Origin of the sequence: Lentzea xinjiangensis, assembly GCF_900110955.1 — a bacterium.
GTDB lineage: Bacteria > Actinomycetota > Actinomycetes > Mycobacteriales > Pseudonocardiaceae > Lentzea > Lentzea xinjiangensis.
Genome location: NZ_FOFR01000002.1, coordinates 522,367 through 548,019 on the forward strand (window position 1 = coordinate 522,367; position 25,653 = coordinate 548,019).

The 25,653-nt window shown below is 70.9% G+C and carries 25 protein-coding genes; 7 read left to right on the forward strand and 18 right to left on the reverse strand.

The features are described 5' to 3' along the window. Positions 1–3: 3 nt before the first annotated feature. The 3 genes from BMW88_RS07915 to BMW88_RS07925 are packed head-to-tail and all read right to left on the reverse strand — an operon-like array spanning position 4 to position 2,084. On the reverse strand, positions 4–789 hold the full coding sequence (locus BMW88_RS07915; RefSeq protein ID WP_089949925.1) for a metallophosphoesterase: 786 nt from the start codon (positions 787–789) through the stop codon (positions 4–6). Between the two features lie 53 nt (positions 790–842). Beyond that, positions 843–1,634 (reverse strand): HAD-IIA family hydrolase, encoded by a 792-nt coding sequence (locus BMW88_RS07920; RefSeq protein WP_245777627.1) that lies wholly within the window; start codon positions 1,632–1,634, stop codon positions 843–845. Positions 1,635–1,637: 3 nt separating this feature from the next. Continuing rightward, on the reverse strand, positions 1,638–2,084 hold the full coding sequence (locus tag BMW88_RS07925) for a MarR family winged helix-turn-helix transcriptional regulator (protein WP_089950260.1): 447 nt from the start codon (positions 2,082–2,084) through the stop codon (positions 1,638–1,640). A 114-nt stretch (positions 2,085–2,198) separates the two neighbouring features. Here BMW88_RS07925 and moaA point away from each other — a divergent pair, with 114 nt between their 5' ends. Together moaA and BMW88_RS07935 are read left to right on the forward strand one after the other, a co-directional pair. Further along, a complete protein-coding gene (gene moaA, locus BMW88_RS07930) occupies positions 2,199–3,257 on the forward strand; it encodes a GTP 3',8-cyclase MoaA (RefSeq protein ID WP_177220992.1) in 1,059 nt (352 codons plus the stop codon). Beyond that, on the forward strand, positions 3,254–3,529 hold the full coding sequence (locus tag BMW88_RS07935) for a MoaD/ThiS family protein (protein WP_089949926.1): 276 nt from the start codon (positions 3,254–3,256) through the stop codon (positions 3,527–3,529). The genes moaA and BMW88_RS07935 overlap by 4 nt, the downstream gene beginning before the upstream one ends. Here the strand turns inward: BMW88_RS07935 and BMW88_RS07940 are convergent. After that, the gene (locus BMW88_RS07940; RefSeq protein WP_089949927.1) at positions 3,493–5,946 is read right to left on the reverse strand and encodes an ATP-binding protein; all 2,454 of its coding nucleotides are present in this window, start codon (positions 5,944–5,946) and stop codon (positions 3,493–3,495) included. The genes BMW88_RS07935 and BMW88_RS07940 overlap by 37 nt on opposite strands. A 408-nt stretch (positions 5,947–6,354) precedes the next feature. On the opposite strand from BMW88_RS07940, the gene BMW88_RS07945 reads away from it, so the two are divergent. Then, positions 6,355–7,017 carry a transglycosylase family protein gene (locus tag BMW88_RS07945; RefSeq protein WP_089949928.1) on the forward strand — a complete coding sequence of 221 codons (663 nt, stop codon included), beginning with the start codon at positions 6,355–6,357 and terminating at the stop codon, positions 7,015–7,017. Between the two features lie 436 nt (positions 7,018–7,453). Here BMW88_RS07945 and BMW88_RS44285 read toward each other — a convergent pair whose 3' ends face one another. The 5 genes from BMW88_RS44285 to BMW88_RS07970 all read right to left on the reverse strand — a co-directional run bounded on the left by BMW88_RS44285 (position 7,454) and on the right by BMW88_RS07970 (position 10,522). Continuing rightward, complete coding sequence (locus BMW88_RS44285) at positions 7,454–7,879, reverse strand: molybdenum cofactor biosynthesis protein MoaE (protein ID WP_089949929.1); 426 nt, start codon at positions 7,877–7,879, stop codon at positions 7,454–7,456. Next, the gene (locus BMW88_RS44290; RefSeq protein WP_245777628.1) at positions 7,879–8,346 is read right to left on the reverse strand and encodes a MogA/MoaB family molybdenum cofactor biosynthesis protein; all 468 of its coding nucleotides are present in this window, start codon (positions 8,344–8,346) and stop codon (positions 7,879–7,881) included. The genes BMW88_RS44285 and BMW88_RS44290 overlap by 1 nt, the downstream gene beginning before the upstream one ends. Further along, a complete protein-coding gene (moaC, locus tag BMW88_RS07960) occupies positions 8,343–8,816 on the reverse strand; it encodes a cyclic pyranopterin monophosphate synthase MoaC (RefSeq protein ID WP_089949931.1) in 474 nt (157 codons plus the stop codon). The genes BMW88_RS44290 and moaC overlap by 4 nt, the downstream gene beginning before the upstream one ends. A gap of 29 nt (positions 8,817–8,845) precedes the next feature. Beyond that, positions 8,846–10,228 (reverse strand): NAD-dependent malic enzyme, encoded by a 1,383-nt coding sequence (locus tag BMW88_RS07965; protein WP_089949932.1) that lies wholly within the window; start codon positions 10,226–10,228, stop codon positions 8,846–8,848. 108 nt (positions 10,229–10,336) lie between these two features. Then, positions 10,337–10,522, reverse strand: coding sequence for a hypothetical protein (locus BMW88_RS07970; RefSeq protein ID WP_089949933.1), 186 nt, complete (start codon positions 10,520–10,522; stop codon positions 10,337–10,339). Positions 10,523–10,607: 85 nt separating this feature from the next. Between BMW88_RS07970 and BMW88_RS07975 the strand changes: the two genes are divergently transcribed. Further along, positions 10,608–12,857 (forward strand): helicase-associated domain-containing protein, encoded by a 2,250-nt coding sequence (locus BMW88_RS07975; protein WP_089949934.1) that lies wholly within the window; start codon positions 10,608–10,610, stop codon positions 12,855–12,857. A 123-nt stretch (positions 12,858–12,980) separates the two neighbouring features. Here BMW88_RS07975 and BMW88_RS07980 read toward each other — a convergent pair whose 3' ends face one another. The 4 genes from BMW88_RS07980 to BMW88_RS07995 are packed head-to-tail and all read right to left on the reverse strand — an operon-like array spanning position 12,981 to position 18,077. Then, positions 12,981–13,586, reverse strand: coding sequence for a GTP-binding protein (locus BMW88_RS07980; protein WP_030470877.1), 606 nt, complete (start codon positions 13,584–13,586; stop codon positions 12,981–12,983). Beyond that, positions 13,567–14,313 carry a DUF742 domain-containing protein gene (locus BMW88_RS07985; RefSeq protein ID WP_089949935.1) on the reverse strand — a complete coding sequence of 249 codons (747 nt, stop codon included), beginning with the start codon at positions 14,311–14,313 and terminating at the stop codon, positions 13,567–13,569. Before BMW88_RS07985 ends, BMW88_RS07980 begins: the two co-directional genes overlap by 20 nt. A 30-nt stretch (positions 14,314–14,343) precedes the next feature. Further along, complete coding sequence (locus tag BMW88_RS07990) at positions 14,344–14,763, reverse strand: roadblock/LC7 domain-containing protein (protein WP_030470879.1); 420 nt, start codon at positions 14,761–14,763, stop codon at positions 14,344–14,346. Then, positions 14,760–18,077 carry a sensor histidine kinase gene (locus BMW88_RS07995; RefSeq protein WP_245777629.1) on the reverse strand — a complete coding sequence of 1,106 codons (3,318 nt, stop codon included), beginning with the start codon at positions 18,075–18,077 and terminating at the stop codon, positions 14,760–14,762. Before BMW88_RS07995 ends, BMW88_RS07990 begins: the two co-directional genes overlap by 4 nt. Before the next feature lie 483 nt (positions 18,078–18,560). Here BMW88_RS07995 and BMW88_RS08000 point away from each other — a divergent pair, with 483 nt between their 5' ends. Continuing rightward, a complete protein-coding gene (locus tag BMW88_RS08000; RefSeq protein WP_089949937.1) occupies positions 18,561–19,538 on the forward strand; it encodes an ABC transporter substrate-binding protein in 978 nt (325 codons plus the stop codon). Between the two features lie 61 nt (positions 19,539–19,599). Here BMW88_RS08000 and BMW88_RS08005 read toward each other — a convergent pair whose 3' ends face one another. From BMW88_RS08005 to BMW88_RS08020, 4 genes are all read right to left on the reverse strand, one after another. Beyond that, positions 19,600–20,376, reverse strand: coding sequence for an LppU/SCO3897 family protein (locus BMW88_RS08005; protein WP_089949938.1), 777 nt, complete (start codon positions 20,374–20,376; stop codon positions 19,600–19,602). 82 nt (positions 20,377–20,458) lie between these two features. After that, on the reverse strand, positions 20,459–20,656 hold the full coding sequence (locus tag BMW88_RS08010; protein ID WP_089949939.1) for a hypothetical protein: 198 nt from the start codon (positions 20,654–20,656) through the stop codon (positions 20,459–20,461). A gap of 145 nt (positions 20,657–20,801) precedes the next feature. Beyond that, positions 20,802–21,287 carry an LppU/SCO3897 family protein gene (locus BMW88_RS08015; RefSeq protein WP_089949940.1) on the reverse strand — a complete coding sequence of 162 codons (486 nt, stop codon included), beginning with the start codon at positions 21,285–21,287 and terminating at the stop codon, positions 20,802–20,804. Positions 21,288–21,337: 50 nt separating this feature from the next. After that, entirely contained in the window at positions 21,338–21,922 is a 585-nt protein-coding gene (locus tag BMW88_RS08020; protein ID WP_089949941.1) for an LppU/SCO3897 family protein, read from the reverse strand. Positions 21,923–22,030: 108 nt separating this feature from the next. Between BMW88_RS08020 and BMW88_RS08025 the strand changes: the two genes are divergently transcribed. Both BMW88_RS08025 and BMW88_RS08030 read left to right on the forward strand, forming a co-directional pair. Next, entirely contained in the window at positions 22,031–23,671 is a 1,641-nt protein-coding gene (locus tag BMW88_RS08025; protein ID WP_089949942.1) for a DNA repair helicase XPB, read from the forward strand. Further along, positions 23,668–24,096: a hypothetical protein gene (locus BMW88_RS08030; RefSeq protein ID WP_089949943.1), complete on the forward strand. Its 429-nt coding sequence runs from the start codon at positions 23,668–23,670 to the stop codon at positions 24,094–24,096. The genes BMW88_RS08025 and BMW88_RS08030 overlap by 4 nt, the downstream gene beginning before the upstream one ends. A 75-nt stretch (positions 24,097–24,171) precedes the next feature. Here BMW88_RS08030 and BMW88_RS08035 read toward each other — a convergent pair whose 3' ends face one another. Then, positions 24,172–25,623, reverse strand: a complete 1,452-nt coding sequence (locus BMW88_RS08035) for a trypsin-like serine protease (protein WP_177220993.1) — start codon at positions 25,621–25,623, stop codon at positions 24,172–24,174. Positions 25,624–25,653 lie beyond the last annotated feature (30 nt).

Genomic DNA, 25,653 nt, shown 5'->3' on the forward strand with positions numbered 1-25,653 from the left:
TAGTCAGGCTCCGGCGTATGGCAAGGGCACGACCAGGCACGGACCGCCGCTGTAGAGCCCCGCGTCGATCGCCAGCACCTTGTCGCCGGCGTAGACGAGTGGTCCGTCGATCTGGTCCGGCGGCACCCCGAGCTGGTCGGCGATGACGCTGTGGCCGTGCACGATCGTGGTGCCGCCGAGGGTCGCGAGCAGCTCGTCCGCGATTTCCGGCCCCTGGGGACCGCGGAAGGCGTACCTGGTCGTCATCTTGCGCCAGCACTCCCACCACTCGACGAGGTCGTCGCTCTTGAGGACCTGCCGGACCGCCTCGTTGACCTCCTCGATCGAGGACCCCCATTCGAGGTAGGCCACCGTGTCGGAGTGCATCAGCAGGTGGTCGTCGCGCAGCTTCAGCACCGGCCGCGTCGTCAGCCACTCGACGTGGGCCTCGGTCAGCCGGTCCTGGTCGCTGCGCAGCCCGCCGTTGAGCAGCCAGCTCCGCGCGAACGACCGCGGCCCCATGCTGTCGGGCACCTGCTCGTCGCCGAACCGGTACATGCCGAGCAGCAGGACCTCGTGGTTGCCGATCAGCGAGTTGACCGAGCCACCCGCCCGCGCCGCCTCCTCGCCGAGGCGCATGACCAGGTCGATCACGCCCACGCCGTCGGGTCCGCGGTCCACGAAGTCGCCGAGGAACCACAGCTCGGCCTCACCGCCGGTCCAGTGCCCCTCCTCGTCGCACAACTGTGCGGCGTGCAGCGCTCTGATCAGCTCGGCGAGGTGCCCGTGCACGTCGCCTACGACGTACATCGGGCGTCGATCCGTGTCCACCTCCGCGACGATAGGTGATGAACCCTCGCGCGTCAGTGGTCAGTCCAGTCGCCGAACGGGTCCGCGGAGTGACCGACGAGCTCCGCGATCGACTTGAGCACGCGCGTCGGGCGGTACGGGTACATCTCGGCGTGCTCGGAGGTGAAGATGCCGGACAGCACGAGGATGGTCGACAGCCCCGCCTCCAGGCCCGAGCGCACGTCGGTGTCCATCCGGTCGCCGATCATCAGCGCGTTCTCCGAGTGCGAGCCCAGCGCGCGCAGCGCCGACCGCATCATCAACGGGTTCGGCTTGCCCACGTAGTACGGCGCACGGCCGGTCGCGCGCTCGATCAACGCCGCCACGGCGCCGGTCGCGGGCAGCGAGCCCTCCCGCGACGGACCGGTCGCGTCCGGGTTGGTCGCGATGAACTTCGCGCCCTCCTCGACCAGGCGGATGGCCTTGGTGATGGCGGTGAAGCTGTAGGTCCGGGTCTCGCCGAGCACCACGTAGTCCGGGTCGCGGTCGGTCAGCACGTAGCCGATCTCGTGCAGCGCGGTGGTGAGGCCCGCCTCGCCGATGACGAACGCGGAGCCGTTCGGGCGCTGCGAGTCGAGGAACTTGGCCGTGGCCAGCGCGGACGTCCAGATCGACGACTCCGGGATGTCCAGGCCGGTGCGCAGCAGACGCGCGCGCAGGTCCCGTGGCGTGTAGATGGAGTTGTTGGTGAGCACGAGGAACGGTGTGTCGGAAGCGCGCAGCTCCGCGACGAACTCATCGGCGCCGGGGATCAGGTGCTCCTCGTGCACGAGGACCCCGTCCATGTCCATCAAGTAGTGCCACATGGCCTAAGTATCGATCACGCGCCTGCGGAACGTCTCGGTCTGGAGCCTCAGGTAACGCTCGATCACCCGAAGTTCATCGGCGTCGAACTGCTCGAGCACCTCGACCATGCTGTCGCGGGCCTTCTCGAACGGGGCCCCGAACTTCTCCAGGTCACCGGGCGTGACCTCGACCAGGACCTTGCGGCGGTCGTGCGGGTCGCGGACGCGGCGGACGAAACCGGCCCGTTCGAGGCGGTCGATGACACCCGTGACGGCGCCGGTGGAGAGGCCGGAGAGCTCGGCGATGCGGCCGGCGGTCAGCGGTCCGTCCGCCCGCATGGCGAGGTCGAGGCACTTCTCGTCGGTCGCGGACAGGCCCATCTGCTCGGCGACCCGCGCGTGGAACATGACGGTGAGCGCGCTCTGCTCCCGCATGTACCAGGTGAACCTCTCCAGGGCATCAGGTTCCATGTCGAACATCTTAGCCACTAAGACAATTCCTTGGAGGGATGCACCAAGGGACAGAAAGTGAGAAACCTCGGTTGTGGAGTCACCTACAAGGAATTGTTCATTAAGCTGAACAAGGTGACAGCAGTGGAGTTGGGACTACCCATCGTGCGCGGCACCCCCGACGTGTCCGCACGTCCGGACACGCCGCTGCTCGCCGACAGGTTCGGCCGGGTCGCGAAGGACCTGCGGGTCTCGCTGACCGACCGCTGCAACCTGCGCTGCACCTACTGCATGCCCGCCGAGGGCCTCGACTGGCTGCAGAAGGACGAGCTGCTCACCGACGCCGAGCTGATCCGGCTCATCCGGATCGCCGTGGTCGACCTCGGCGTCACGGACATCCGCTTCACCGGCGGTGAGCCGTTGCTGCGGCGGGGCCTGGAGCGGGTCATCGCCGCGACGGCCGAGCTGGAGCCGCGCCCGCGCATGTCGATGACCTCGAACGGCATCGGGCTCGCCCGCCGGGCGCAGTCGCTGAAGGACGCCGGCCTGAACCGGATCAACATCTCGCTCGACACCCTCGACCCCGAGAAGTTCGCCACGCTGACCAGGCGCGACCGCATCACGGACGTGCTCGACGGCCTCGACGCGGCCCGCGAGGCCGGGCTGGAGCCGGTGAAGGTCAACTCCGTGCTGATGCGCGGGGTGAACGAGGACGAGGCCGTCCCGCTGCTGCGGTTCTGCGTCGAGAACGGCTACCAGTTGCGGTTCATCGAGCAGATGCCGCTCGATGCGCAGCACGGCTGGACGCGCGCGAACATGGTCACGGCCGATGAGATCCTCACGATGCTCTCGTCCGCGTACACGCTGACCCCGTCGGAGGTCCCGCGCGGTGGCGCGCCCGCCGAGCGCTGGCTGGTCGACGGCGGCCCCGCGGTCGTCGGCGTGATCGCGTCGGTGACCAGGCCGTTCTGCGCCGCCTGCGACCGCACCCGGCTCACCTCGGACGGCCAGATCCGCAACTGCCTGTTCAGCAAGGGCGAGACCGACCTCCGCGCGCTGCTGCGCGACGGCTCCCCCGACGCCGCCATCGCCGACGCCTGGCGCGCCACGATGTGGGCCAAGGCCGCCGGTCACGGCATCAACGACGCGGGCTTCAGCCAGCCCGACCGTCCCATGAGCGCTATCGGAGGATGACCGTGACCTCTTCCGGGACCGCCGTGAAGATCCGCTACTTCGCGGGCGCGCGCGCCGCGGCCGGGGTGGCCGGCGAGGACCTGGTGCTCGACGCCGCGGAGCCCACCGTGGCGCTCGTGGTGAGCACCATCGGCGAACGCCACGGCTCCCGGCTCGGCAAGGTCCTCGCCGCGTCGAGCTTCCTGCTGGACGGCGTCGCGGTGCGCGACCCGGCGACGCCCGTGCCGGCGGGTTCTCAGCTCGACGTGCTGCCGCCGTTCGCGGGCGGCTGAGCCAGCACCTCGCGCAGCTCCCGGTCCCACAGGCGGCACTCCGTCTCCTCGGCGAGCGCCCGCGCCTCCCGAGCCGTGGCGTCCGCGGCGGCGTGGTCGCCGAGCGAGCGCTGGATGCCCGCCGTGATGACGAGCACGCGGACGAGGCGCACCCGCAGCTCGCCGCTCTCCGCGCGTTCTCTCGCCAGCCGCGCGAGCTTCAACGCCTCGGTGAGCTCTCCTGCCGCGTGGTGGTCGGCGGCGAGTCCGGCGAGGTTGTCGACCTCGCCGCGCAGGTAGCCGTTCTTGACGGCGATCGCGAGCCCTTCGCCGTGGGAGGCGAGCGCCCGGCTGACGTCGCCGAGCCCGCGGTGCGCGTCCCCGATGCTGTCGTGGAGGTCGGCCTCCTCCCGCTGCCTGCCTTCCTCCTGCGCGACCTCCAGCGTCTTCAGGAAGGCGTCCAGGGCCTCCTGGTACCGGCCGCGGCTCAACGCCGTGAGCGCGGTCGCCGAGTAGAAGCTCGTCCGGTGCGACAGTTCGGGCGGGAGCTGCGCCCGCAGCGCCGCGGCCTCCTCGACGGTCCGCGCGGCTTGGTCGAAGTCCCCCATCGTCTCGAACACCTCGACCAAGGCGTCCAGCGCGAACAGCCGGGCGTGGGCCATCTCGGGACTCCCGGTGAGGTCGAGCGCGCGCCTGACGTTGGCGAGCGACGCGGACAGCGGACCCAGCTCCAGGTAGATGCCGCCCAGGTTGAACGCCGCGGCGATGTTGTCCGGCTGCCTCTCCCCGGCCTCGGTGAGGACCTGGACGCCCTCGCGCAGCCGGCCGAGCTCCCGGTAGGCGAGGCCGCTGTTGATCAGCAACGACACCAGCATCCGGTCGTCGGGGTGCTGCTTCAGCAGCGCCCGCGCCCGGCCGAACTCCACGACCGCGTCCGCGAGCTGGCTCGCCGCGAAGTGGGCGAGGCCGACGCTGCCGTGCATGACGGCCTGCGCCAGCACGTCACCGGCTTGTTCCGCGGCCGCGAGACCCGCCCGCGCCGCCACGAACCAGTCGACGCGGTAGGAGTGGAAGTAGAAGTAGCCGCGCAGCATGTCCGCGAGCAGCCACGCCACCGGCGCGGCGCCGGCGTGCGGGATGGCGGCGACGATGTTGCCGCGCTCCGCGTCGAACCACGCGATCGCGGCCTCCTTGGTCGCGAACTCGTGCCGCGGGAGGTCGTCCGGCAGCGGCGGCAGCGGCATGCGGGCGAAGTCCGGGTTGATCGTCCTGGCCGCCGCCTCGGCGTTGAGGAGGTAGTAGTCGAGCAGCCTCGTGCGCGGTTCGCCCGTCGTCAGGCGCAGCGCGTACATGCGGATCAGGTCGTGCAGGCCGTACCTGTCCCCGTTGCGCTGCACCAGGTTCGCGGCGACGAGCTGCCGGAGCGGTTCGTCGGCCGGGCTCCCGAGCAACGCCGTCGCGGCCTCGGCACCGAAGTCCTGCCCCGGGATGAGCCCGAGCAACCGGAACAACCGGCGCGCGCGGGCGGGCTGGGCTTCGTAGGAGTGCTCGAACGCGGCGTCGACGGCCGCGTCGCCCTCGATCTCCAGCGCGCCCAGCCGGTCGTCACCGCGCAGGTCCGCCAGGTAGTCGACGAGGTGGCCGGCCGACACGTTCGCGGCGGCGATGCGCAACGCGAGCGGCAGGTGCGCGCAGAGCCGGACGAGCTCCGCGCGGTCGTCCGGCGAACCGGAGATCCGCATCCTGGTGAGGAGCTCCTGCGCCTCGTCCTCGGTGAACACGGCCACCTTGACCTGCTCGTACCCGGCGAAGTCCGCGCGGCTGGTGACGATCACCCGGCTGTTCGGGCCCGCGGGCAGCAGCGGGCCGATCAGGTCCGGCGTGGCGTTGTCGATGACCACGAGCACCGCGCGACCCGCCGTCATCCGCCCGAAGAGCTCCACCTGCGCGCTCAGCTCGACCGGGATGTCCTCGGCGCCGAGCGCGCGCAGGAACCGGTGCAGCGCCTGCTGCGGCGTCACCGTGGCGCCCTCGGCGAACGCGCGGAGGTTCACGTGCAACTGGCCGTCCGGGAACCGCTCGCTCAGCCGGTGCGCGACGTGGACGGCGAGCGAGGTCTTGCCGACCCCCGGCGGCCCGGTGATCGCGAGCACCGGCGCCGTGCTGCCCAGCGCCGCGGCGATCTCGTCCGCGCGCCCGACGAAGTCCGGCAGGTCGGCGGGCAGCTGCCGGGGCCCCGGCCCGCGCAGCACCAGCCGGTAGCCACCGGGCTCGGTGACGACCTGCTCGGTGGCGCGCAGCCGCTGCACGAGGTTGCGCAACGCCTGCCGCGGGTTCGCGGGCAGCCGCTCGCCCCAGACGGCGTCGACCAGTGCGTCGAAGGGCACGGCCAAGCCCGGCCGGGAGGCGAGCGCCCGCCGGAGCGCGTCGATTCTCATGCTCCAGATCTTCGTCCCTCAGGCGTGTCCGGTGGGCTCGCGAATGGCCCAACGACCGTGAGCCACGCCTCACTTTCCGTGATTTGTCTCGGTCGATCTCAGAATGGAAACAGACCGATAACGTAGCCTTTGAGCTGCACTTTTGTAGCAATCCTACAACGTTCCAAACCGTTACTGTGATACCCGTCACGTGTCGAAACATTTGGAGAGCGCGCCGCCGGTTACGTACGGTCGCTCCTCGGCTGGCCCCGACCAGCCACGAGCACCACCGGAGGACCGACACCGAACCCAGTCCGAGGGTTCTCCGGCACAAACCCCGAGCGAGAGAAACCGCCGGACTGGGACGCAGGAACGCACCGGGCCCCGAACCCGAGTTCCTGACCGCAGGTGTGGTGGGACGAGAGGCACATGGCTTTCAACCGAGGCAAGCAGGGCAAGCAGGGTTCCGCCGCTCGCACTATCGCCAAGGTCGCGGTCGCCGGCATCATCGCCGGTGCCCCTCTGGGCCTGGCCGTTGGCACCGCCAACGCCGCCCCTGGAATGGACTGGGACGCACTCGCGCAGTGCGAGGCCAGTGGCAACTGGGCCGCCAACACCGGCAACGGCTACTACGGCGGTCTCCAGTTCTCGATGCAGACGTGGAAGGGCCACGGCGGTGCGGGCAACCCCGCCAGCGCCTCCCGTGAGCAGCAGATCGCGGTGGCCGAGCGCGTGCTCGCCTCCCAGGGCGCGCAGGCCTGGCCGTCGTGCAGCAAGCGGATCGGCGCCTACCAGGGCCAGGCCCGCAAGACCGCCCCGGCCCAGCAGGCTCCGGCCCAGCAGCGCAAGGCGCAGCCGAAGCCGCAGCAGCAGCGCCAGGCCGCCGCGCCGGTGCAGCAGGCCCCGGTGGTGACGCTGGCGACCTCGAAGTCGAACCCGAACGGCAACTACGAGATCAAGGCGGGCGACACCCTGTCCAAGATCGCCGACGCGAACAAGGTCGCCGGCGGCTGGCAGGCCATCGTGGAGAAGAACAAGGACTTCGTCACGAACCCCGACCTGATCTTCCCGGGCCACAAGATCCTGATCTGACCAGGACAGGCCGCACGAACCGCAGTCCCGCAGTCGTGGACTGACGCAGCTCCAGGGACCTCACCGCTCCCCCCGACGGTGAGGTCCCTGCCTGCGTTTCCGGGCACGGGCCGGGGCCGGCCGGGCGCCGGTCGGGTCGCTTGCACGCGCGAGCCGGAAGCGGATGCCGGGAATGGCCGGTGTGTGAGTGGCCGGGAGGCCGGGCGAACGCGGGCCGGAGGCCGGGCGGGTGCGGGCCGAGAGGCCGAGCGGGTGGAGGCCGGGAGGCCGAGCGAACGCGGGCCGGAAGACCGAGCGGACACTGGCCGGGGGCCCGCTGGAACCGCACCCGACCGAAGCAAGCCGACCCGCACCACCAACCGGCCCCAGCCGACGCGCACCAGCCGGAGCGCACCAGCCGGAGCGCACCAGCCAACCGAGCCACCAGCCGCACCGCTCAAGGACAGTTGACCCACTCGTCCGACCCGTCCGAGAACACCTGCCGCTTCCACACCGGCAACCGGGCCTTGACCTCGTCCACGAGGTCGGCGCACAACGAGAACGCCTCCCCCCGGTGCTCGGCGGCCACCGCGCAGGCCAGCGCCACGTCACCGATCTTCAACGGCCCGACCCGGTGCGACACGGCGATGCCGTGCACCCCGGGGTACCGGTCGGCGAGCGAGGCCACGACCTCGGTGACGACGTCATCGGCTGACGGGTGCGAGTGGTACTCGAGCTCCAGCACCGGGCGGCCGCCGTCGTGGTCGCGGACCACGCCGGAGAACGTCACCACCGCGCCGGCCCGGTCGGAGCCGACGAGCTCGGCGTGTTCCTCGACCGACAGGGGTTCCTCGGTCACGACGGCCCGCAGCACGACGCCCATCAGTGGTCACCTCCACGCAGTTGGTCCAGCGCATGCTCCACCACGGTGGACAGCACGTCGAGGCCGTCGCGCACCCCTCCGGTGGACCCGGGCAGGTTGACGATCAGCGTCCGGCCGGCGACTCCCGCCACGCCGCGCGAGAGCACGGAGCCGGGCACCCTCGGCCAGCCGGACGTGCGGATGACGTCGGCCAGGCCCGGCACCTCGTAGTCCAGCACCGCGCGGGTGGCCTCGGGGGTCTTGTCGGTCGGGTTGATGCCGGTGCCGCCGGTGGTCAGCACGAGGTCCGCACCGGAGGCGACCGCGGCGGCCAGCGCCTCGCGGACCGGTTCGCCGTCCGGCACGACGACCGGGGAGGAGACCGAGAAGCCCCGGTCGGTCAGCCAGGCGACGATCAGCGGTCCGCTGCGGTCCTCGTAGACCCCGGCCGCGGCGCGGTTGGAGGCCGTGATCACCACCGCCTTCACGGGCGCACCCACAGACCGGACTTGCCGCCCTCCTTGCGCTCGACCCTGACCGCGTCGAGCGAGGCGGCCGGGTCGACCGCCTTCACCATGTCGTGCAGGGTGAGCCCGGCGACGGAGACGGCGGTCAGCGCCTCCATCTCCACGCCGGTGCGGTCGGTGGTGCGCACCGTGGCCGTGATCTGCACGGCCGAGTCGGCCAGGGCCAGGTCCACGACCACCGACGACAGCGCGATCGGGTGGCACAGCGGCACGAGCTCCGAGGTGCGCTTGGCCGCCATGATGCCCGCGATGCGGGCGGTGGCCAGCGCGTCGCCCTTGGGCAGGCCGTCGCTGCCGAGCAGCGCCACCACCTCGGCGGTCGTGTGCAGGACGCCGGTGGCCACGGCCGTCCGGGTGGTCTGCTCCTTGCCGGAGACGTCGACCATGCGGGCCGCGCCTTGGGAGTCCAGGTGGGTGAACTGCTTGGTCATGCCTCGATCGTATGCCCGGCTCCGGCCTCCTACGAGGTCGCGGCCTTGCGCACCGCCTCCGCGACGGCGGGCGCCACGGTGTTGTCGAAGACCGACGGGACGATGAACGACGCGTTGAGGCGGTCGCCGTCGACCACGTCGGCGATGGCCGCGGCGGCGGCCAGCAGCATCGCGTCGGTGATCGTCCTGGCGTGCGCGTCCAGCAGGCCGCGGAACACGCCGGGGAACGCCAGCACGTTGTTGATCTGGTTCGGGAAGTCCGAGCGGCCGGTCGCCACGACGGCGGCGTGCTGCTGGGCCTCCATCGGGTCGATCTCCGGGTCCGGGTTCGCCAGCGCGAACACGATGGCGTCCTCGGCCATCGTCGCGACCTGCTCGGCGCCGAAGAGGTTCGGGGCCGAGACGCCGATGAACACGTCCGAGCCGACCAGGGCGTCGTGCAGGCGGCCGGACTGGTTGTCCTTGTTGGTCGAGGCGGCGATCGACTTCAGGTTCGAGTCCAGGCCGGGGCGGTCGCGGTGGACGATGCCGTCGACGTCCACGGCGATGATGTCGCCGGGCTCCTGCGCCTGGAGCAGCCGGATGATCGCGGAACCCGCGGCGCCGACGCCGCAGACCGTGACGCGGCAGTCCTTGATGTCCTTGCCGACCACGCGCAGGGCGTTGCGCAGGGCGGCGACGACGACGATCGCCGTGCCGTGCTGGTCGTCGTGGAAGACCGGGATGTCGAGCTTCTCGCGCAGGCGGGCCTCGATCTCGAAGCAGCGCGGCGCGGAGATGTCCTCGAGGTTGATGCCGCCGTAGACGGGAGCGATGAGCTCGACCGCGCGGATGATCTCCTCGGTGTCCTGGGTGTCCAGGCAGACCGGCCAGGCGTCCACGCCGGCGAACTTCTTGAACAGCGCCGCCTTGCCCTCCATCACCGGCAGCGCGGCGGCGGGGCCGAGGTTGCCCAGGCCCAGCACCGCGGACCCGTCCGTGACGACGGCGACGGTGTTGCGCTTGATGGTCAGGCGGCGCGCGTCGTCCGGGTTCTTGGCGATGGCTTCGCACACGCGGGCGACACCCGGCGTGTACGCGCGGGAGAGGTCGTCGCGGTTGCGCAGCGGCACCTTGGACGAGATCTCGATCTTGCCGCCGAGGTGCACGAGGAACGTGCGGTCCGAAACCTTGCGGACGACGATGCCCGGCAGCGTCTCCAGCGTGTCGGTGATGTCCTTGGCGTGGTTCGCCGACAGGGCGTTGCAGGTGAGGTCGATGACGACGCGGTCGTTGTGCGACTCCACGACGTCGAACGCCGTGATCACACCGCCCGCGCGGCCGACGGCCGAGGTGAGGTCACCCGCGGCGCTCGCTGACGGCGGCGCCTCCAGACGAACGGTGATCGAGTAACCAGGGCCGGGGACCGGCATCGTTCTTCCTCCCACGAATTGCTGCTCACGCGGGAAGTGAGCCTATCCCCGGCCCCAATGCGGAACGCACGCGACTCGACCAGTCTTAAGGCCGGTCTGACAATCCACTCAGGACTTGTTGATCTCGGTCACCGGGTGGGTGTACGGGAGCTCGTCCACCGGCAGCGGGAACGTCACCGTGCCGAACGGCGAGAGCGCACCCTGCAGGTCACTGGTCAGCTCGGTGACGGGGTGACCGCCCTCCGGGCCTTCCGGCCAGTGCGGGTCGACCCGTCCAGGGCGTCCTTTCGCCACGATCTCCTCCTCGGTGGTGCCTGATGACGCGACAAGTGTGACAGAGCACGACGAGTTCTCCACCGGCCCATATACCGTGGTGAGAATGTCCGGCATCACTCTCGCCGACTGGTTGCGCGCCCAGGACGACAGCGCGCTCGTGGCTCTGCTGCGCGCTCGTCCCGACCTGGCAACGCCCCCACCAGCCGATATGTCCGTGCTCGCGACACGGGTCGGCACCAGGGCGTCGATCGCGCGCGCCTGCGAGGACCTCGACACGTTCACGCTCGCCGTGCTCGAGGCCCTGGTCGTCCAGGGTGCGGACACCGAGCCCGTGGCGTTGGCCACACTCGCGGGCCTGCTCGGGCCCGACGTCAAGCCCAGGCCGCTCAAGCAGGCCGTCGCCAGGCTCCGGTCCCTCGCGCTCGTGTGGGGCGACGACGAGCTGTCGATCCCCCCGGTCACGCGGGAGGCGTTCGGCACGTACCCCGGCGGCCTGGGCCGGGCGACCGGGCAGGCCTACGACCTCGGCGGCATCACCGAGGACGAGCAGCGCGTTCTCCGCAAGCTCGCCGCAGGGCCGCCGATCGGCGACACCAGGGACGCCTCACGGGTCGTGCCGCTCGACAAGGCGGAGACGCCCGTGCAACGGCTGCTGGCCAGGGGCCTGCTGCTGCGGCGCGACCCCGGCACCGTCGAACTGCCGCGGGAGATCGCGCTCCAGTTGCGCGGCGAACGCCCGCTGGGCCCGGTCCAGGTCACCGAACCGAAGCTGAAGACGAGCACCCTCCAGCAGACGAGCGTCGACGCCACCGGCGGCGGCGAGGCGCTGGAACTGGTCCGGCACGTCGAGAACCTGCTCGCGAGCTGGTCCGCCGAGCCGCCGCCGGTGCTGCGCACGGGCGGCCTGGGCGTGCGGGAGCTGCGCAAGGCCGCGAAGGACCTCGACGTCGACGAACGCAGGGCCGCCCTGCTCGTCGAGCTGGTGGTCGGCGCCGACCTGGTCGCGAACACCGAGGCCGCCGAGCCGGAGTGGGTGCCGACGACCAAGGCCGACGTGTGGCTCGCCGCGACCACCGAGGTCCGCTGGTCCACGCTCGCGCACGCCTGGCTGGAGCTGCCGCGGCTGCCCGCGCTGGTCGGCCGCCGCGACGAGAAGGACAAGCTCCTCACCGCGCTCGCCGACGAGATCCGCCGCGCGCAGGCGCCCCGCGACCGCCGGTGGGTCCTCGAGACGCTCGCCGCGTTCCCGAAGGGCACCGCCGTCGCGAACCCCGCCGACCTGGCCGCGCTGCTGGCCTGGCGGGCGCCGCGCCGGGGCGGGAGACAGCGCGACGAGCTGGTGCGCTGGACGGTCGAGGAGGGCACCGCCGTCGGCGTGCTCGCCCTCGGCGCGATCACCAGCGCCGGCCGCGTGCTGCTCGACGAGGGTCCCGGCCACGCCGCGAAGGCACTCGGGGACGCGCTGCCGGCGCCGCTCGACCACGTGCTGGTGCAGGCCGACCTCACCGTCGTCGCGCCGGGCAGGCTCGAACCGGAGCTCGCGGACGAGATGGCGCTCGTCGCGGACGTCGAGTCGGCGGGCAGCGCGACGGTCTACCGGATCAGCGAGCCGACGGTCCGCCGCGCCCTCGACGCCGGGCGCACCGCCGACGAGCTGCACGAGCTCTTCAAGCTCCGCTCGCGCACGCCCGTCCCGCAGTCGCTGACGTACCTGATCGACGACGCGGCGCGCCGGCACGGGAGGCTGCGCGGCGGCGTCGCCGGCTCGTTCCTGCGGTGCGACGACTCGGTGCTGATCAGCGAGGTCCTCGCGCACCCGGAGGCCGCCCGGCTGGAGCTGCGCCGGATCGCGCCGACGGTGCTGGTGAGCCCGCTGCCGCTGGCGGAGGTGCTCGACGGGTTGCGCTCGGCCGGGTTCGCCCCCGCGGCGGAGGGTGCCGACGGCCAGGTCCTCGACCTGCGTCCGGGCGGCCGCCGGACCACGCCGAGGCAACGGTCGGCGCGCAGGTCCCCGGCACCGGCCGTGCCGGCCGACGAGCGGCTGGGCGAGTTCGTCAGGCTGGTGCGGGCGGGCGACCGGGCCGCCGCGACACCGCGGGGTGAACGCGTCGCCGTTCCCGGCCACCTCGGCTCCGGGCCGTCGGCCACGTTGTCGTTGCTGCAACAGGCCGCGCGGGCCCGCCGCAGGGTGCTGGTCGGGTTCGTCGACTCCCACGGCACGGCCGCGCAGCGCGTGATCGAGCCGCACCTGGTGGGCGGCGGCGTGCTGGAGGGCTACGACCACAGCTACGGAGAGGTGCTGAGGTTCCCCCTGCACCGCGTCACGTCCGCCGCGCTGGTGGACGAGGCCTGAGGGCCGGTCGACCGGCCCTCACCGCGGATCACCGGGCCCGGCACACGACGACGAGGCGAGCGCCGCACCCGGAGGTGGCACCCGCCTCGTCGAACGCAGTGCGGTCGTACCGGCGAAAGCGGATCAGCCCGCGCGGACGGACATCCACTGGCGCATGGCGTGCTCGACCAGCGTGATGAGCGTCTGCTTCGTCGACTGCCGGTTCCGCGCGTCACACGTCACGATCGGCACCGACTCGTCGATCGTCAACGCCTCGCGCACGTCCTCCAGCCTGTGGTGCAGGAGGCCGTCGAAGCAGTTGACGCCGACGACGTACGGCAGCTGCCGGTCGTCGAAGAAGTCGATCGAGGCGAACGCGTCCGCGAGCCTGCGGGTGTCGACCAGCACGATGGCGCCGATGGCACCACGCACGAGGTCGTCCCACATGAACCAGAAGCGGTGCTGACCCGGTGTACCGAAGAGGTACAGGATCAGGTCGCTGTCGAGCGACACCCGGCCGAAGTCCATCGCGACCGTCGTGGTGACCTTGTTCGGCGTGGCGGAGAGGTCGTCCACCCCCGCACTGGCCTCGGTCATCACCGCCTCGGTGGTCAACGGGACGATCTCGGACACCGAGCCGACGAACGTCGTCTTGCCCACACCGAAGCCACCCGCCACCACGATCTTGGCAGACGTCGTCGGCTTCCGTGCGCCCTCGGCGCCCTGGGGACTAGAGCCTGCGAAGCCCACTGAGCACCCTCTCCAGGAATTCCATGGAAGGCCGGTCCCCCACGACCAGACCGCCCTGGTGAATCAAAACCAATCCCATGCTTGCCATGTCGCCGATCAACACCCGAACGACGCCAAGAGGCAAGCGTAGGAGTGCCGCGACCTCGGCCACCGACCGCGTGTCCACACACAGCTGGCAGATCGACCTGTGCTCGGGAAGAACCGCGGCATCCCGTTCGAGGCCGCGTTCGCTGGTCGAGATCAGCGCCTCGATCGCAAGGTCGTAATCGGGCCGTGTGCGTCCACCGGTGCGCGTGTAAGGCCGCACCAGTGAACCCGAGTCCGCAGACGAATTCTCCTCCGGACGCACAGCAGGCTGTGCACCGGTGCTGTACACCGGCTGCGGCCCGGTGGTGTACGGCAGTTGTTCCGGCACCGCGTCCGGCATCTCGTGCTGGCCGAAGAGGTCCGCACCGGGCCCACCGAACAGCCCGGTGCCGTACCCGTCTATGTCGAACCGGTTCGGCACGTCGTCGTACGGGTACGACGACGAGTCATCCACCTCACGCTGAGACATATCGCCTAGCCCTTGCCCTGTAACCCGCTCATCGTGGGGTGCGTCCTCGGCTTCCTCTGGTTCTTGGGGTATCGCGTCAGGCTCGTCGAACTGGAACCCACCAGCGGCCCACTCCTGGTAGTTGAAGTTCCTACCGAGTCCACGGCCTCTAGCGCCAGGTCTCCCAGCCATTTGTTCTCACCCCTGAACTTCAAGTGAGGTCTAGCGACGGACCACGCCCTGAAGCTGCGCGCGCAGCTCAGGCGTGAGTTGTTGACCGACTCTCTCCACCAAAAGCGTCATCTCGTAGGCCACGAGGCCGATGTCGCAGTTGGGTGCCGCCAGGACGGCAAGGCAAGAGCCGTCACTGATCGACATGAGGAACAGGTAGCCCCGCTCCATCTCGACAACGGTCTGGTTGACCCCGCCTGCCTCGAAGCAGCGGGCAGCACCCTGTGTGAGGCTGACCAGCCCGGACGCGACGGCGGAGAGCTGCTCTGCGCGGTCCCGGGGCAGGCCCTGGGACCCCGCGAGCAACAGCCCGTCCGCGGACACCACGACGGAATGTGCCACGCCGGGCACCCTCCGCACGAAGTCGGTGATAAGCCAACCAAAGCTGCCTGGCTGCGCTGCGGTCGTCACTCCTGCTCCTCGTTCTGCCGGCTCGATTGGTCACCAGCGTATGCCTCGATCAATGCGTGCCGGCCTCGCTTGACACCACTTTGCAGACTCGACATCCGTCCTCGCACCGCGTCGGCGGAGCGGGGCGGCAGCGGCGGGCGCTGCGCGGTCTGGGTCAGGGACTGCGGTTTCGGAGCCGCAGAACCCGGCACCAGTTGAGCCTTCGGTGTCCGTTTTGGCAAACCTGCCGTTGTCTTCGTCTCCGGCGTCTTGTTCAACAACGCCTGAGCCGCGTGCCATCCCTCATCGGCAGGTGACTGCCAAGCCGACTCGGAAGTGGGTGCCGCCGCTGGAGTCTCCTCCACAACGGGCTCCGGATCCACAACTCGCTCCTGCTCGGCGGGTACGGTCGCTGCTTCCTCGACCGCCTGCTTCACCTTCGCGCGCGGCTGGCGCACGGGCAAACCGGCCGCCGACGTGGTGGTGGGCGTGACCGCCGGAACGGGCTTGCGAGTACGGGTCGGCAGCTCCGGTTCCGGCCCGTCCGACAGCGGAGGGGTGGCCGGGGGCTCGTCGATGTACTCCACGCCGCCCTTGCCGGCGCTGCCGGGACCGGACTCGACGCGTCCGTTGGTCTCGGCGGGTGAGTCGTGCCCGTCGGCCGCGGGGACCGGCTGGGCGGCGGACGCGGACGTCTCGCTGCCCACGGCCTGGAACCACTGCGACAGGACCGCCTCGTAGATCGGCAGGCGCTCCGTCGGGGCGTCGAGGTCGTGCTGGACCTGCTTGCGCGAGGCTTCCGAGGTGCCGTTGCGGTGCGCGAGCCCGGAGTCGATGCGCCCCTGGTCGACCGCGGCGCGCGAGACGCCGTTGGTCGAGGCCGGTTCGTCGTCGATCGGCGGGATGGGCACGAACTGCGTGGTCTCGTAGCCCGGCTCGAAGGAGATCTCGCCGGGTTCCTCGTGACGGTCCTCGTAGGCGGTGAAGAGGGTGGGCTCGCCGAAGGAGCCCTCCGGTTCCACCGCCGCGAGCTGGTCGCGCCGCCACCGCTCCGACGGCGTCACGTCCTCGATCGGCGGCTCGCTGTACACGGGAACCGCCGTCGCGCCGGCACCGGTGTCGGTGAGCGGGCTCGGGACGAAGCTGACCGGGATGCTCGGGCTCGACTCGTCGATCCTCGGCACGGCGCCGGTGGCGCCGCCGAACGCGCCGGCGATGCCGCTGGCCCTCGCCGCGGTGGTGCCGATCTCGGTGGTGTGCTCCGCGGACGCGGGCGCCGGCGCGGGGGCCGACATGCCGAACGCGGAGGCCAGCGAGCCGGAACCGGACGGCGGGGTCGGCGCCTGGGGCTGGCCGGGGATCGCGATGAGCGTCTCCGGCACGATCACCAGTGCGGTCGTGCCGCCCTCGATGTCCTCGTTGCCGCGCAGGCGGACCTTGATGTCGTGGCGCTTGGCGAGCCGCGCGACCACGTAGAGGCCCATCCGGCGGGAGACGGCGACGTCGACGTCCGGCGGGTCGGCCAGGCGCTCGTTGGCGTCCAGGATCTCCTGGTCGCCCATGCCCACGCCGCGGTCCTGGATCTCGATCGCCAGCTCGCCCTTGCGGGTCTTGGCCGTGCGCACGGTGACCTTGGTGACCGGGTCGGAGAACGCCGTGGCGTTGTCCAGCAGCTCGGCGATGAGGTGCACGAGGTCGTTGACCGCGCGGCCCTGGACGGTGAGGTCCGGGGTCTGGCCGACCTGCACGCGGGCGTACTGCTCGACCTCGGAGACCGCGGCGCCGAGGACCTCGGCGGCCGGGACCGGCCTCGTCAGGCGCCGCGAGAGGTCCGTGCCCGAGAGGACCAGCAGGTTCTCCGAGTTGCGGCGCATGCGGGTGGCGAGGTGGTCGAGCTCGAACAGCGACGCGAGCTGGTCCGGGTCCTGCTCGTCCTGCTCCAGCCGGTCGATCAGGTTCAGCTGGCGCTCGACCAGGGCCTGCGACCGACGTGACAGGTTGACGAACATCGCGTTGACGTTGTCGCGCAGGAGGGCCTGCTGGGCGGCCAGTCGCACCGCTTCACCGTGCACCGCGTCGAACGCGCGCGCCACCTGGCCGACCTCTTCACGGGTGTGCACCGGCACCGGTTCGACGGCGTTCTTCGCCGCGTTCTCCGGGTCGGGGTCCGCGAGGATCCGCTCGACCGCGTCCGGCAGGCCGTGGTCGGCCACGTCGAGCGCGGTGCGGCGCAGCGTGCGCAGCGGGCTGAGGATCGAGCGGGCGACGAACAGCGCCATCAGCAGCGCGAGCGCGAGGACCGCGAGGACGATGCCGGACTCGATGTAGGCACGGGTGCGCGCGGCGCCCGCGGCCTCGTCCGTCTCGTTCTGAAGCTGCTCGACCAGCAGGTTCTCGACGTCACGGGTCAGGTTGACCGTCAGCGTGGCGGCGATGTCCCACTTCTCGGCCGTGAGCTGGGTGAAGTCCTTGCGACCGGCCTGCTGGCTGATCGCCGACTCCTGCATGTCGTTCGCGGTGTCGACGATGAGGCCGGTGACGGTGTCGTCGTAGATCTTGGCCTGCTCGGGCGTCGCGGACTTGCGGAAGTCGTTCCGGGCGGCTTCGAGCTCGGCGTCCGCCGCCTGCAGGGCGCGCATCTGGGACGGCGTGAACGACTTGCGCTGGAAGACGTCCAGCAGGATCGCCCGCTTGAGCGACTCCTGCTCCTTGATGCGCGCGATGGCGTTCGTGGTCAGGTGCAGCCGCACCAGTTCCGGGTCGTTGATCTCGGAGATCGTCTGCTCACCGAGGTTGATGAGCGTCTCGATGGACTCCGAGTAGGTGCGCTGGACAGCCTCGGCGGGGTACTGCGTGTCGCGCACCGAGTTGCGGAGGCTGTTCAGGCGGTTGAGCTGGTTGAACGCGACCTGGAACCGCTCCACGGCCGGCGGGTTCAGGTCGGAGCTGAGCTCGGCGATCCTGTTGCTGAACGCCTCGCTGGTGTCGTTGACGCGGCGCAGCTGGCGCTCCAGGACGACGCGGTCGATCTTCTTGTTCGACGCGACGTAGCTGACCGACAGGTCGCGCTCGCGCTGGAGCTGCTGCACCAGGTCCGCGACGGCTGTCTCCAGGCGGATCTGGTTGGCGAGGTTGTTGAACTCCGTGGCGGCCTGGAGGTCGCTGCGCACCCGCAGACCCCCCAGGGCGAGCGCACAGACCGTCGGGATGAGCAGAACGGCGAGCAGCTTGGTGCGCAACCGCCAGTTGCGCAGGCGCCACCCCGCGGATCGGGCAGGTCCTGAACCGGGTCCGGCGGCGATGTCGCGGTTCACCGGGTCCGGTGTCGCATTCATCGTTCCGTCACCCAGCGCAGCCAGTCCGTCACCCGATTCGGGCCTTTCGGAGCGTGTGGTGTCACCCACGCCAAACTGGCTGGGACCTCTCTCACGTCGGGCCACTCTGGGCTTCCTCTTCCAGCAGCAGTGTCCCGGTCTCTCCCCAGGACCGAGCATGGACTCGTCAAACGGGCCGAATTGCAGCACAGAGGTCGTTCGCCCGATGAGGCGACCTACTCCGTCTGAAGACACGTCGGTCTACTACGACCAGTGCCACCCGGCGGGGAGCGTAATGGCCACCCCCTGCTCGGGGGAAGTCTCCAGAAGCACTCACCGTATCGGGACGGGGTGTCGTTTCATACGTTCAGGTGGTTAACATCCCCGGTTGTCGGCACGCCTCACGTCCGTCCGAACGCCCTGTTGGGGCTGCGGACGGCCTGGCCTGTGGCGACGCTCACTGCTCCACTCGAAGCTACTCAAGGCCTACCGGCGAGAGGTGCCATGGCTACCCGAGCCAAAGCTCTGCGGCTTGCCGCAGTGCTCATCACGTGTGTTCTGACCGCGAGCTGCGGCGTGTTCGGCGGTTCCTCGGACGGCGGCACCGCGGACGTGGAGCGCAACATCCTGCGCATCGGCGTGCTGCCGGTCGTCGACGTGGCCCCGCTGCGGATCGCGCTGACCGACAAGCTGTTCGAGAAGGCCGGCCTGCAGGTCAACCTGGTCACCCAGCCGAACGAGGCCGAGGCCATCAAGCAGCTGGACACCACGCTCGACATCACGTGGGCGACGCACGTCAGCCTCTTCCGCGCCGTCGCCGAGGGCACCGAGCTGCAGCTCCAGGGCGAGGCCTACCAGGCGGGCCCGAACTCGATGGCACTGGTCACGGCCGCGACGTCGTCCTACGACGACCCCGGCAAGAACGCCGCCCCGCGCATCGCCGTGAACAGCGAGACCGACATCGGCGCGCTGACCACGCGAGCCGTGCTGGACACCGCCGCGGTCGAGAAGCAGAGGATCAAGTTCACCTCCATGCCGTTCGCGGACATGGAGAACGCGCTGACCTCCGGCACGGTGGACGCGGCCTTCATGATCGAGCCGTTCATCACGAAGGCGCAGCGCAAGATCGGCGCGAAGATCCTCACCGACACCGCGCGCGGCCCGACGCTGGACTTCCCGATGTCCGGCTACGCGTCGTCGAAGAAGTTCGCCGAGCAGAACCCGAAGACCCTGAAGGTCTTCCGGGACGTGCTGCGCGAGGCCCAGCAGCGGGCGCAGGCCAACAAGCTGGGCGTGCAGGACTCGCTGACGAGCTACGCCGACGTCGACCAGCCGACCGCGGCGCTCGTCTCCGTGGGCACGTTCCCGCTGTCGCTGAACCCGATCCGGCTCCAGCGCGTCGCCGACATGATGGACACCGAGGACGTGCTGTCCGGTCGCCTGGACGTGCAGCAGCTGCTGCCACCGGGCACGACCAGCTAGCTGTCGCGGGAGCAGGAGTGCAGGCGGGCCGGGTCACCGGCCCGCCTTTCTCGTTCGCCGATCAGTTGCCGGCCAGGTCGTTCACGCAGTAGGTGATGCCCGGCGACGGTTCGGCGTACGAGACGACCGCGGCCTGACCGCAGTCGGCCGTGGCGGCCCTGACCACCTTCTCGATCTTGACGATCCTCTGGATCGCGAACTCGTTGCCGCCCTCGGAGCAGTCGACGACCTTCATCTCCATGTTGGTCTTGGCGATCTGCTCCTCGTAGCACTTGCCCTCTTCGAGCTTCTCGACGAGGCAGAGCTTGAGGGACGCGCCGCGCCGGCCGCTCTCGGTGTACTCGGCGTAAGCGTCGTCCGGGCAGGATCCGGTGGTCTCGTCCATCACCTTGGCGATGAAGTAGTTCGCCTCCGGAGCGCCGCAGTCGACCTTCTTGTACCTCGGGTTGAGCGTGGTGCCCGTGATGCTCGCGCAGTCGCCCGCCTTGGCGGACGGCCCGGTGATGGCGCTCAGGCCACCGCTGACGAGCGCGCGCACGAGGATGAAGGCGCCCACGAGCACGACGACACCCACGATCGAACCGACGATCTTGCCGGCGCCGCTCTTCTTGGGCGGCGGCCCGTACGGCATGGGCTGACCGAAAGGCATCTGGCCGGGCGGCGGGCCGTACTGACCGGGCGGCGCGTACGGGTTGCCGGGATAGCCCTGCTGGGGCGGGCCGGGCTGGCCCGGCTGCTGCGCGTACGGGTCACCGGGCTGGCCGAGGGGCTGCTGCGGTTGCCCACCAGGAGGCGGCCCGTACGGCCCCGGCTGCTGCGGGTGGTTGGGGGTGGTCACAGGTTTCTCCTCCGTGGGGAACGCGAGAGACGGCGAAACCGGAGCCGTGGGCACGACTCCGGTTTCGCCGAGATCAGGTCTGCTAGGCGGGGGCGCCGGCGCGGTGGCCGAGCTCCGGCCGGGGCAACGGCCGCGCCTGTGCGGCCTCGTGGCGCCGCAGCGCCACGACGTGTCCGGAGGCGGCCCGCCCGATGCGCTCGACGGCCTCGGCGCCCACACCACCGGTGTTCTCGCCGCGGACCTCGCCGCGCGCAGGCGGAGCGGACTCAGTGGTGCTCATGCGGGTTTCTCATCTCCGGGTGCCCCGAACGGCCCATGCCCCCCGACACAGCCGGAGCAGAGCGTGCCACGCGAGCGGGCACGACGTCGGAGATTTGCGGAAACGTTACGGCGACCCGGGATCCCCTGACCGGCGGACGGCGCCGCTACGGTCGCTGGCCGCCGCGGTCGAGGCAGAAGGTGACGGCGGGTTCCGGGAAGACCGCCGCGCGCGCGTTCCCGCAGGCGGCGCGGTCGGTCCTGCCGGTGACCACCTTGGCGACCTTCACCGAGTCCTTCGTGCCGCAGTCGACCTTGGCGATGCCGGTGTCGGAGCTCTGGCCGTAGCAGGCGCCCTCGACGAAGTTCGGCATCAGGCAGAACGTGGAGTCGCCCGTGTACGTCGAGTAGTCCATGCCGCCGGACGGGCACCTGTCCTCGTTCCAGGGCAGGATCTTGGCGATCTTGACGTTCGCCTGGTCGGAGGTGCAGTCGAGCGCCTGGAACTTCGGGTTGTCGAGCGCGCCGGAGATGCGCGCGCAGTCGCCGACCCGCGCCGAGCCCGCCGCCGCGTCGCCGAGCTGGGCCAGCACGAACGCGCCGAGCAGGACGAACGCGAGGACAACGCCGATACCCAGGCCGACCTTCTTCATGGCCTGGGTATCGGCGTCAGAGCGGGATCAGCTCAACCGGGTTCACCCGATCAGGAGCCTTCGTGCACACCCATGCAGTAGACCGAGGCCGGCTCGCTGAACCGCAGCTCGCTCGAACCCTCCGGGCACACGGTGCCCTCCTCGGGCGAGCCGTCGACCTTCTTGACGATCTTCACCGGCGACTCGGTGGTGCACGCCTCCTTCTTGAAGGCGCCGTCGTCACCGGAGGTGTAGCAGTTGCCCTCGGCGAGGTTCGGCATGAGGCACAGCGAGTCGCCGCCCGACTTCACCGGCTCGTAGATGCCCTCGTCCGGGCACGGGTCCTCGGCGTTGGCCAGCACCTTGGCGACCCGGTGCGTGGCGGCCGTGTCGCCGCAGCTCTGCGAGGAGACGTTCCAGTCGCCGTCGGGCTTGTCCACGTCCTTGGGCGAGGCGCTGACGCAGTCGCCGGCCTTGGTGCCGTTGAGCGCGGTGAACGCCCACACGCCGCCACCGATCAGCACGACGGCGAGCACGGCGACGATGACGGGCTTCAGCCAGGTGTTCTTCTTGGGCGACTCGTCGGTCTCGGCTTCCGTTGCAGCCGGTGCCACCGCGTCCGGGGGCTCGACGGGATCAGTCGACTCGGTGCTCATGGGCGAGAACGTACGACACCGGGTGTTGGCTGCGTGTGTCGGCTCACAGTTGCCGTCGCCAGTTGACGCAGGTCGAACGCATTTGGCGTCGTCAGGGAGACTTGTGGGGTGACCGATGGCCCCTTGATCGTCCAGTCGGACAAGACGCTGCTGCTCGAGGTCGACCACCCGCTGGCCGACGACGCGCGCACGTCCATCGCGCCGTTCGCCGAGCTGGAGCGGGCGCCCGAGCACGTGCACACGTACCGCGTGACGCCGTTGGCGTTGTGGAACGCCCGCGCGGCCGGGCACGACGCCGAGCAGGTGGTGGACGCGCTGGTGCGGTTCAGCCGCTACCCGGTGCCGCAGCCGCTGCTGGTCGACGTGGTCGACACGATGAGCCGGTTCGGGCGGCTGGTGCTGACCAACAACCCGGCGCACGGGCTGGTCCTGCACTCCAACGACCGCGCGGTGCTCGAAGAGGTGCTGCGCAACAAGAAGATCGCGCCGATGTTCGGGGCGCGCATCGACGACGACACGGTCGTCGTGCACCCGAGCGAGCGCGGGCGGCTCAAGCAGCTGCTGCTCAAGGTCGGCTGGCCGGCCGAGGACCACGCCGGGTACGTCGACGGCGAGGCGCACCCGATCGAGCTGGAGGAGGACGGCTGGAAGCTGCGCGACTACCAGCGGCTCGCCGCGCGGGCGTTCTGGGCGGGCGGCTCCGGTGTCGTCGTGCTCCCCTGCGGCGCGGGCAAGACGCTGGTCGGCGCGGCCGCGATGGCCGAGGCGCAGGCGACCACGCTGATCCTGGTCACGAACACCGTTGCCGGTCGCCAGTGGAAGCGGGAGCTGATCGCGCGCACCTCGCTCACCGAGGAGGAGATCGGCGAGTACTCGGGTGAGCGCAAGGAGATCCGGCCGGTCACCATCGCGACCTACCAGGTGATCACCCGCAAGTCGAAGGGCGAGTACAAGCACCTGGAGCTGTTCGACTCGCGCGACTGGGGCCTGATCGTCTACGACGAGGTGCACCTGCTGCCCGCGCCGGTCTTCCGGATGACCGCCGACCTCCAGTCGCGCCGCCGCCTGGGCCTGACGGCGACGCTGGTCCGCGAGGACGGTCAGGAGGGCGACGTCTTCTCGTTGATCGGCCCGAAGCGCTACGACGTGCCGTGGCGCGACATCGAGGCGCAGGGCTGGATCGCGCCCGCCGAGTGCACCGAGGTCCGGGTGACGCTCACGGACAACGAGCGGCTGCAGTACGCGACGGCCGAGCCGGAGGAGCGCTACAAGCTGTGCTCGACCGCGCGGACCAAGATCCCGGTGGTCAGGCGGGTGCTCGAACAGCACCCCGACGAGCCGGCGCTGGTGATCGGTGCTTACCTGGACCAGCTCGACGAGCTGGGTGAGGAGCTGGACGCACCGGTGATCAAGGGATCGACGAGGAACAAGGAACGCGAGGAGCTGTTCGACCGGTTCCGCAGGGGCGAGCTGCGCACGCTCGTCGTGTCGAAGGTCGCGAACTTCTCCATCGACCTGCCGGAGGCGTCCGTCGCGATCCAGGTGTCCGGCACGTTCGGCTCGCGCCAGGAGGAGGCGCAGCGGCTGGGCCGGATCCTGCGCCCCAAGGGCGACGGCCGCCAGGCGCACTTCTACTCGGTCGTCTCCCGCGACACGCTCGACACCGACTACGCCGCGCACCGGCAGCGGTTCCTGGCCGAGCAGGGCTACGCGTACAAGATCGTCGACGCGGACGACCTGGTCGGATGACGTTCTGGTGGATGTGGGACCCGGCAGGGACCGCCCCCGTGCGGCGGTTCCGGTCGGAGGAGTCGCTGGCCCGCAGCGCCCCCGCCGCGCAGGTCGTCCGGTCCACCGACTTCACCTGCCCCTCCCAGCGGCGCCGCGCCACGGCCGTGCGGTCGGACTTCCTCCGGGTGACCGGTGACCCCGTCCACGTCGCGCTGGTCCGGCAACGGCTGTGGACGCTGCTCGTGGCGCTGCGCCGGGCCCAGCCGTTGAGGGACGCGCTGGCCACCGCCGTGCCCAGGCCGGGGCGGGCGGCGCTGGTCGCGGAGCCGTCCCGCGAGCTGGCCGAGCTCGACCGGCGGTTCGACCAGTTCGCGGCGGCGTTGCGGGTGCTGGTCGCGGACCCGACGCCGGAGCAGCTCCGCCACACCGCCGCCCTCGACTAGGGCGTGTCCCGTGAGTCCGTTCGATGGGAGTCACGGGCGAGAGTTCCGGGACACGCCCTAGGTCCGGGGAGCGGATCAGGACAGGCGGGTGAGGTGCCCGACCTGCTGGCCGTAGCGGGCGCCCTGGCGCACCGTCACCGTGCCGTCCGGTGCGACCTCGCAGGGGTTGTTCGCCGTGCACTGCTCGCCGTTGTCGTTGCCCGTGCTGTGCACACCGACGACGGTGACACCGTCCACGAGCACGATCGGCGCACCCGAGCCGCCGTGCGAGGGCCCGCACGCGGAGTCGTACCGGTAGGCGTTGTCCTGCGTGTAGCCCTCCTCGCGCAGGTGCGGGACGACCGCCTCGATCGTGCACTCGAAGCGCTTGCCGTTGCCGGACGAGATGATGTCGACGCGGTCACCGGGCCGCGCCGGCCGGTCCGAGAGCCGGAAGACCTTCACGCCCTTGGCCCTGAGCTGCGCGTAGGTCTGGTCGAGCCGGAAGAGCGCGGTGTCGGTGCCGGACATGGTGGCGTGGACGAGCCGGGTCGTCCTGGCCCTGGCCTGGAGGTAGCCCTGGCGGTCGCCGATGGTCACCGGCAGGTCGACGGGGACGTCCTCCAGCGTCTCGCCGGGCGCGGGGCGTTGCGGGACGCAGTGGCCGTTGGTGAGCAGCAGTGCCGGGTCGTCGTTGCGGGTCCTGCCGGTGCGGACGACAGACGCGGAGCAACCACCGATCGACGCGGCGCCTTCGAGGTCCGGGACGGGGGTGTCCGGCGGGTCCAGCCGGCCGGTGACGACGTCGCCGATCCAGCCCAGGAAGTGGTGGACGTCGGTGTAGATGACCGGCATGGCGTCTCCGGCCGCGCCGCTCACCAGGCCCGCCATCACCCAGCGGGCTCCGTCGCGGACGAGCGCGGGACCGCCGGAGTCCATGTTCGTCGCGGCGACGCTGCCGTCGGGCGCGCCGATGCACAGCTCGCGTCCGGCGGCGATGCCGTCGCAGGCCCGCGCCGGCTGGACCGCGGTGTCCGCCTCGCGCAGCTTCCGCGGGTAGCACTCCGGCCGGCGCTCACCGCACGTCATGCCCCAGCCGATGATCCGCGCCGTCGTGCCCTCGGCCGGCCGGGCCGCCGGCAGTGCGACGGGCTGGGCCTTCGCCCGCCGCTTCAGCTTCAGCAGGCCGATGTCGCCGTCGCGGACCGGGTGCGGCGAGTAGGTGATGAACCGCTCGACCGCGATCACCTCACCACCGCTGCCGGCGTCGGTCGAGCCGAGCCGGACCGACCAGTCCTTCGGCCTGCCGACCTGGGCGAGGCTCGGGTTGTTCCGGGTGCAGTGGCCCGCGGTGACGGCCCAGCCGGGCGCGACGAGCGTGACACCGCAGGTGTGGCCGTCCTCGCGGGGTGAGTCGGGCCGTTGCAGCGAGCCGGAGAACGGGTAGGCCGCCGCGGCCTCGACGCCGCCGCGGATCGCCAACGCCGGCGTGCCGGAGCCGATCACCGCGATGGCCGCGAGGGTGGTCGCCAGTAGGGCTTTTCGCATGTGGCAAAGGGTTTCGAACCCGTGTGCGCG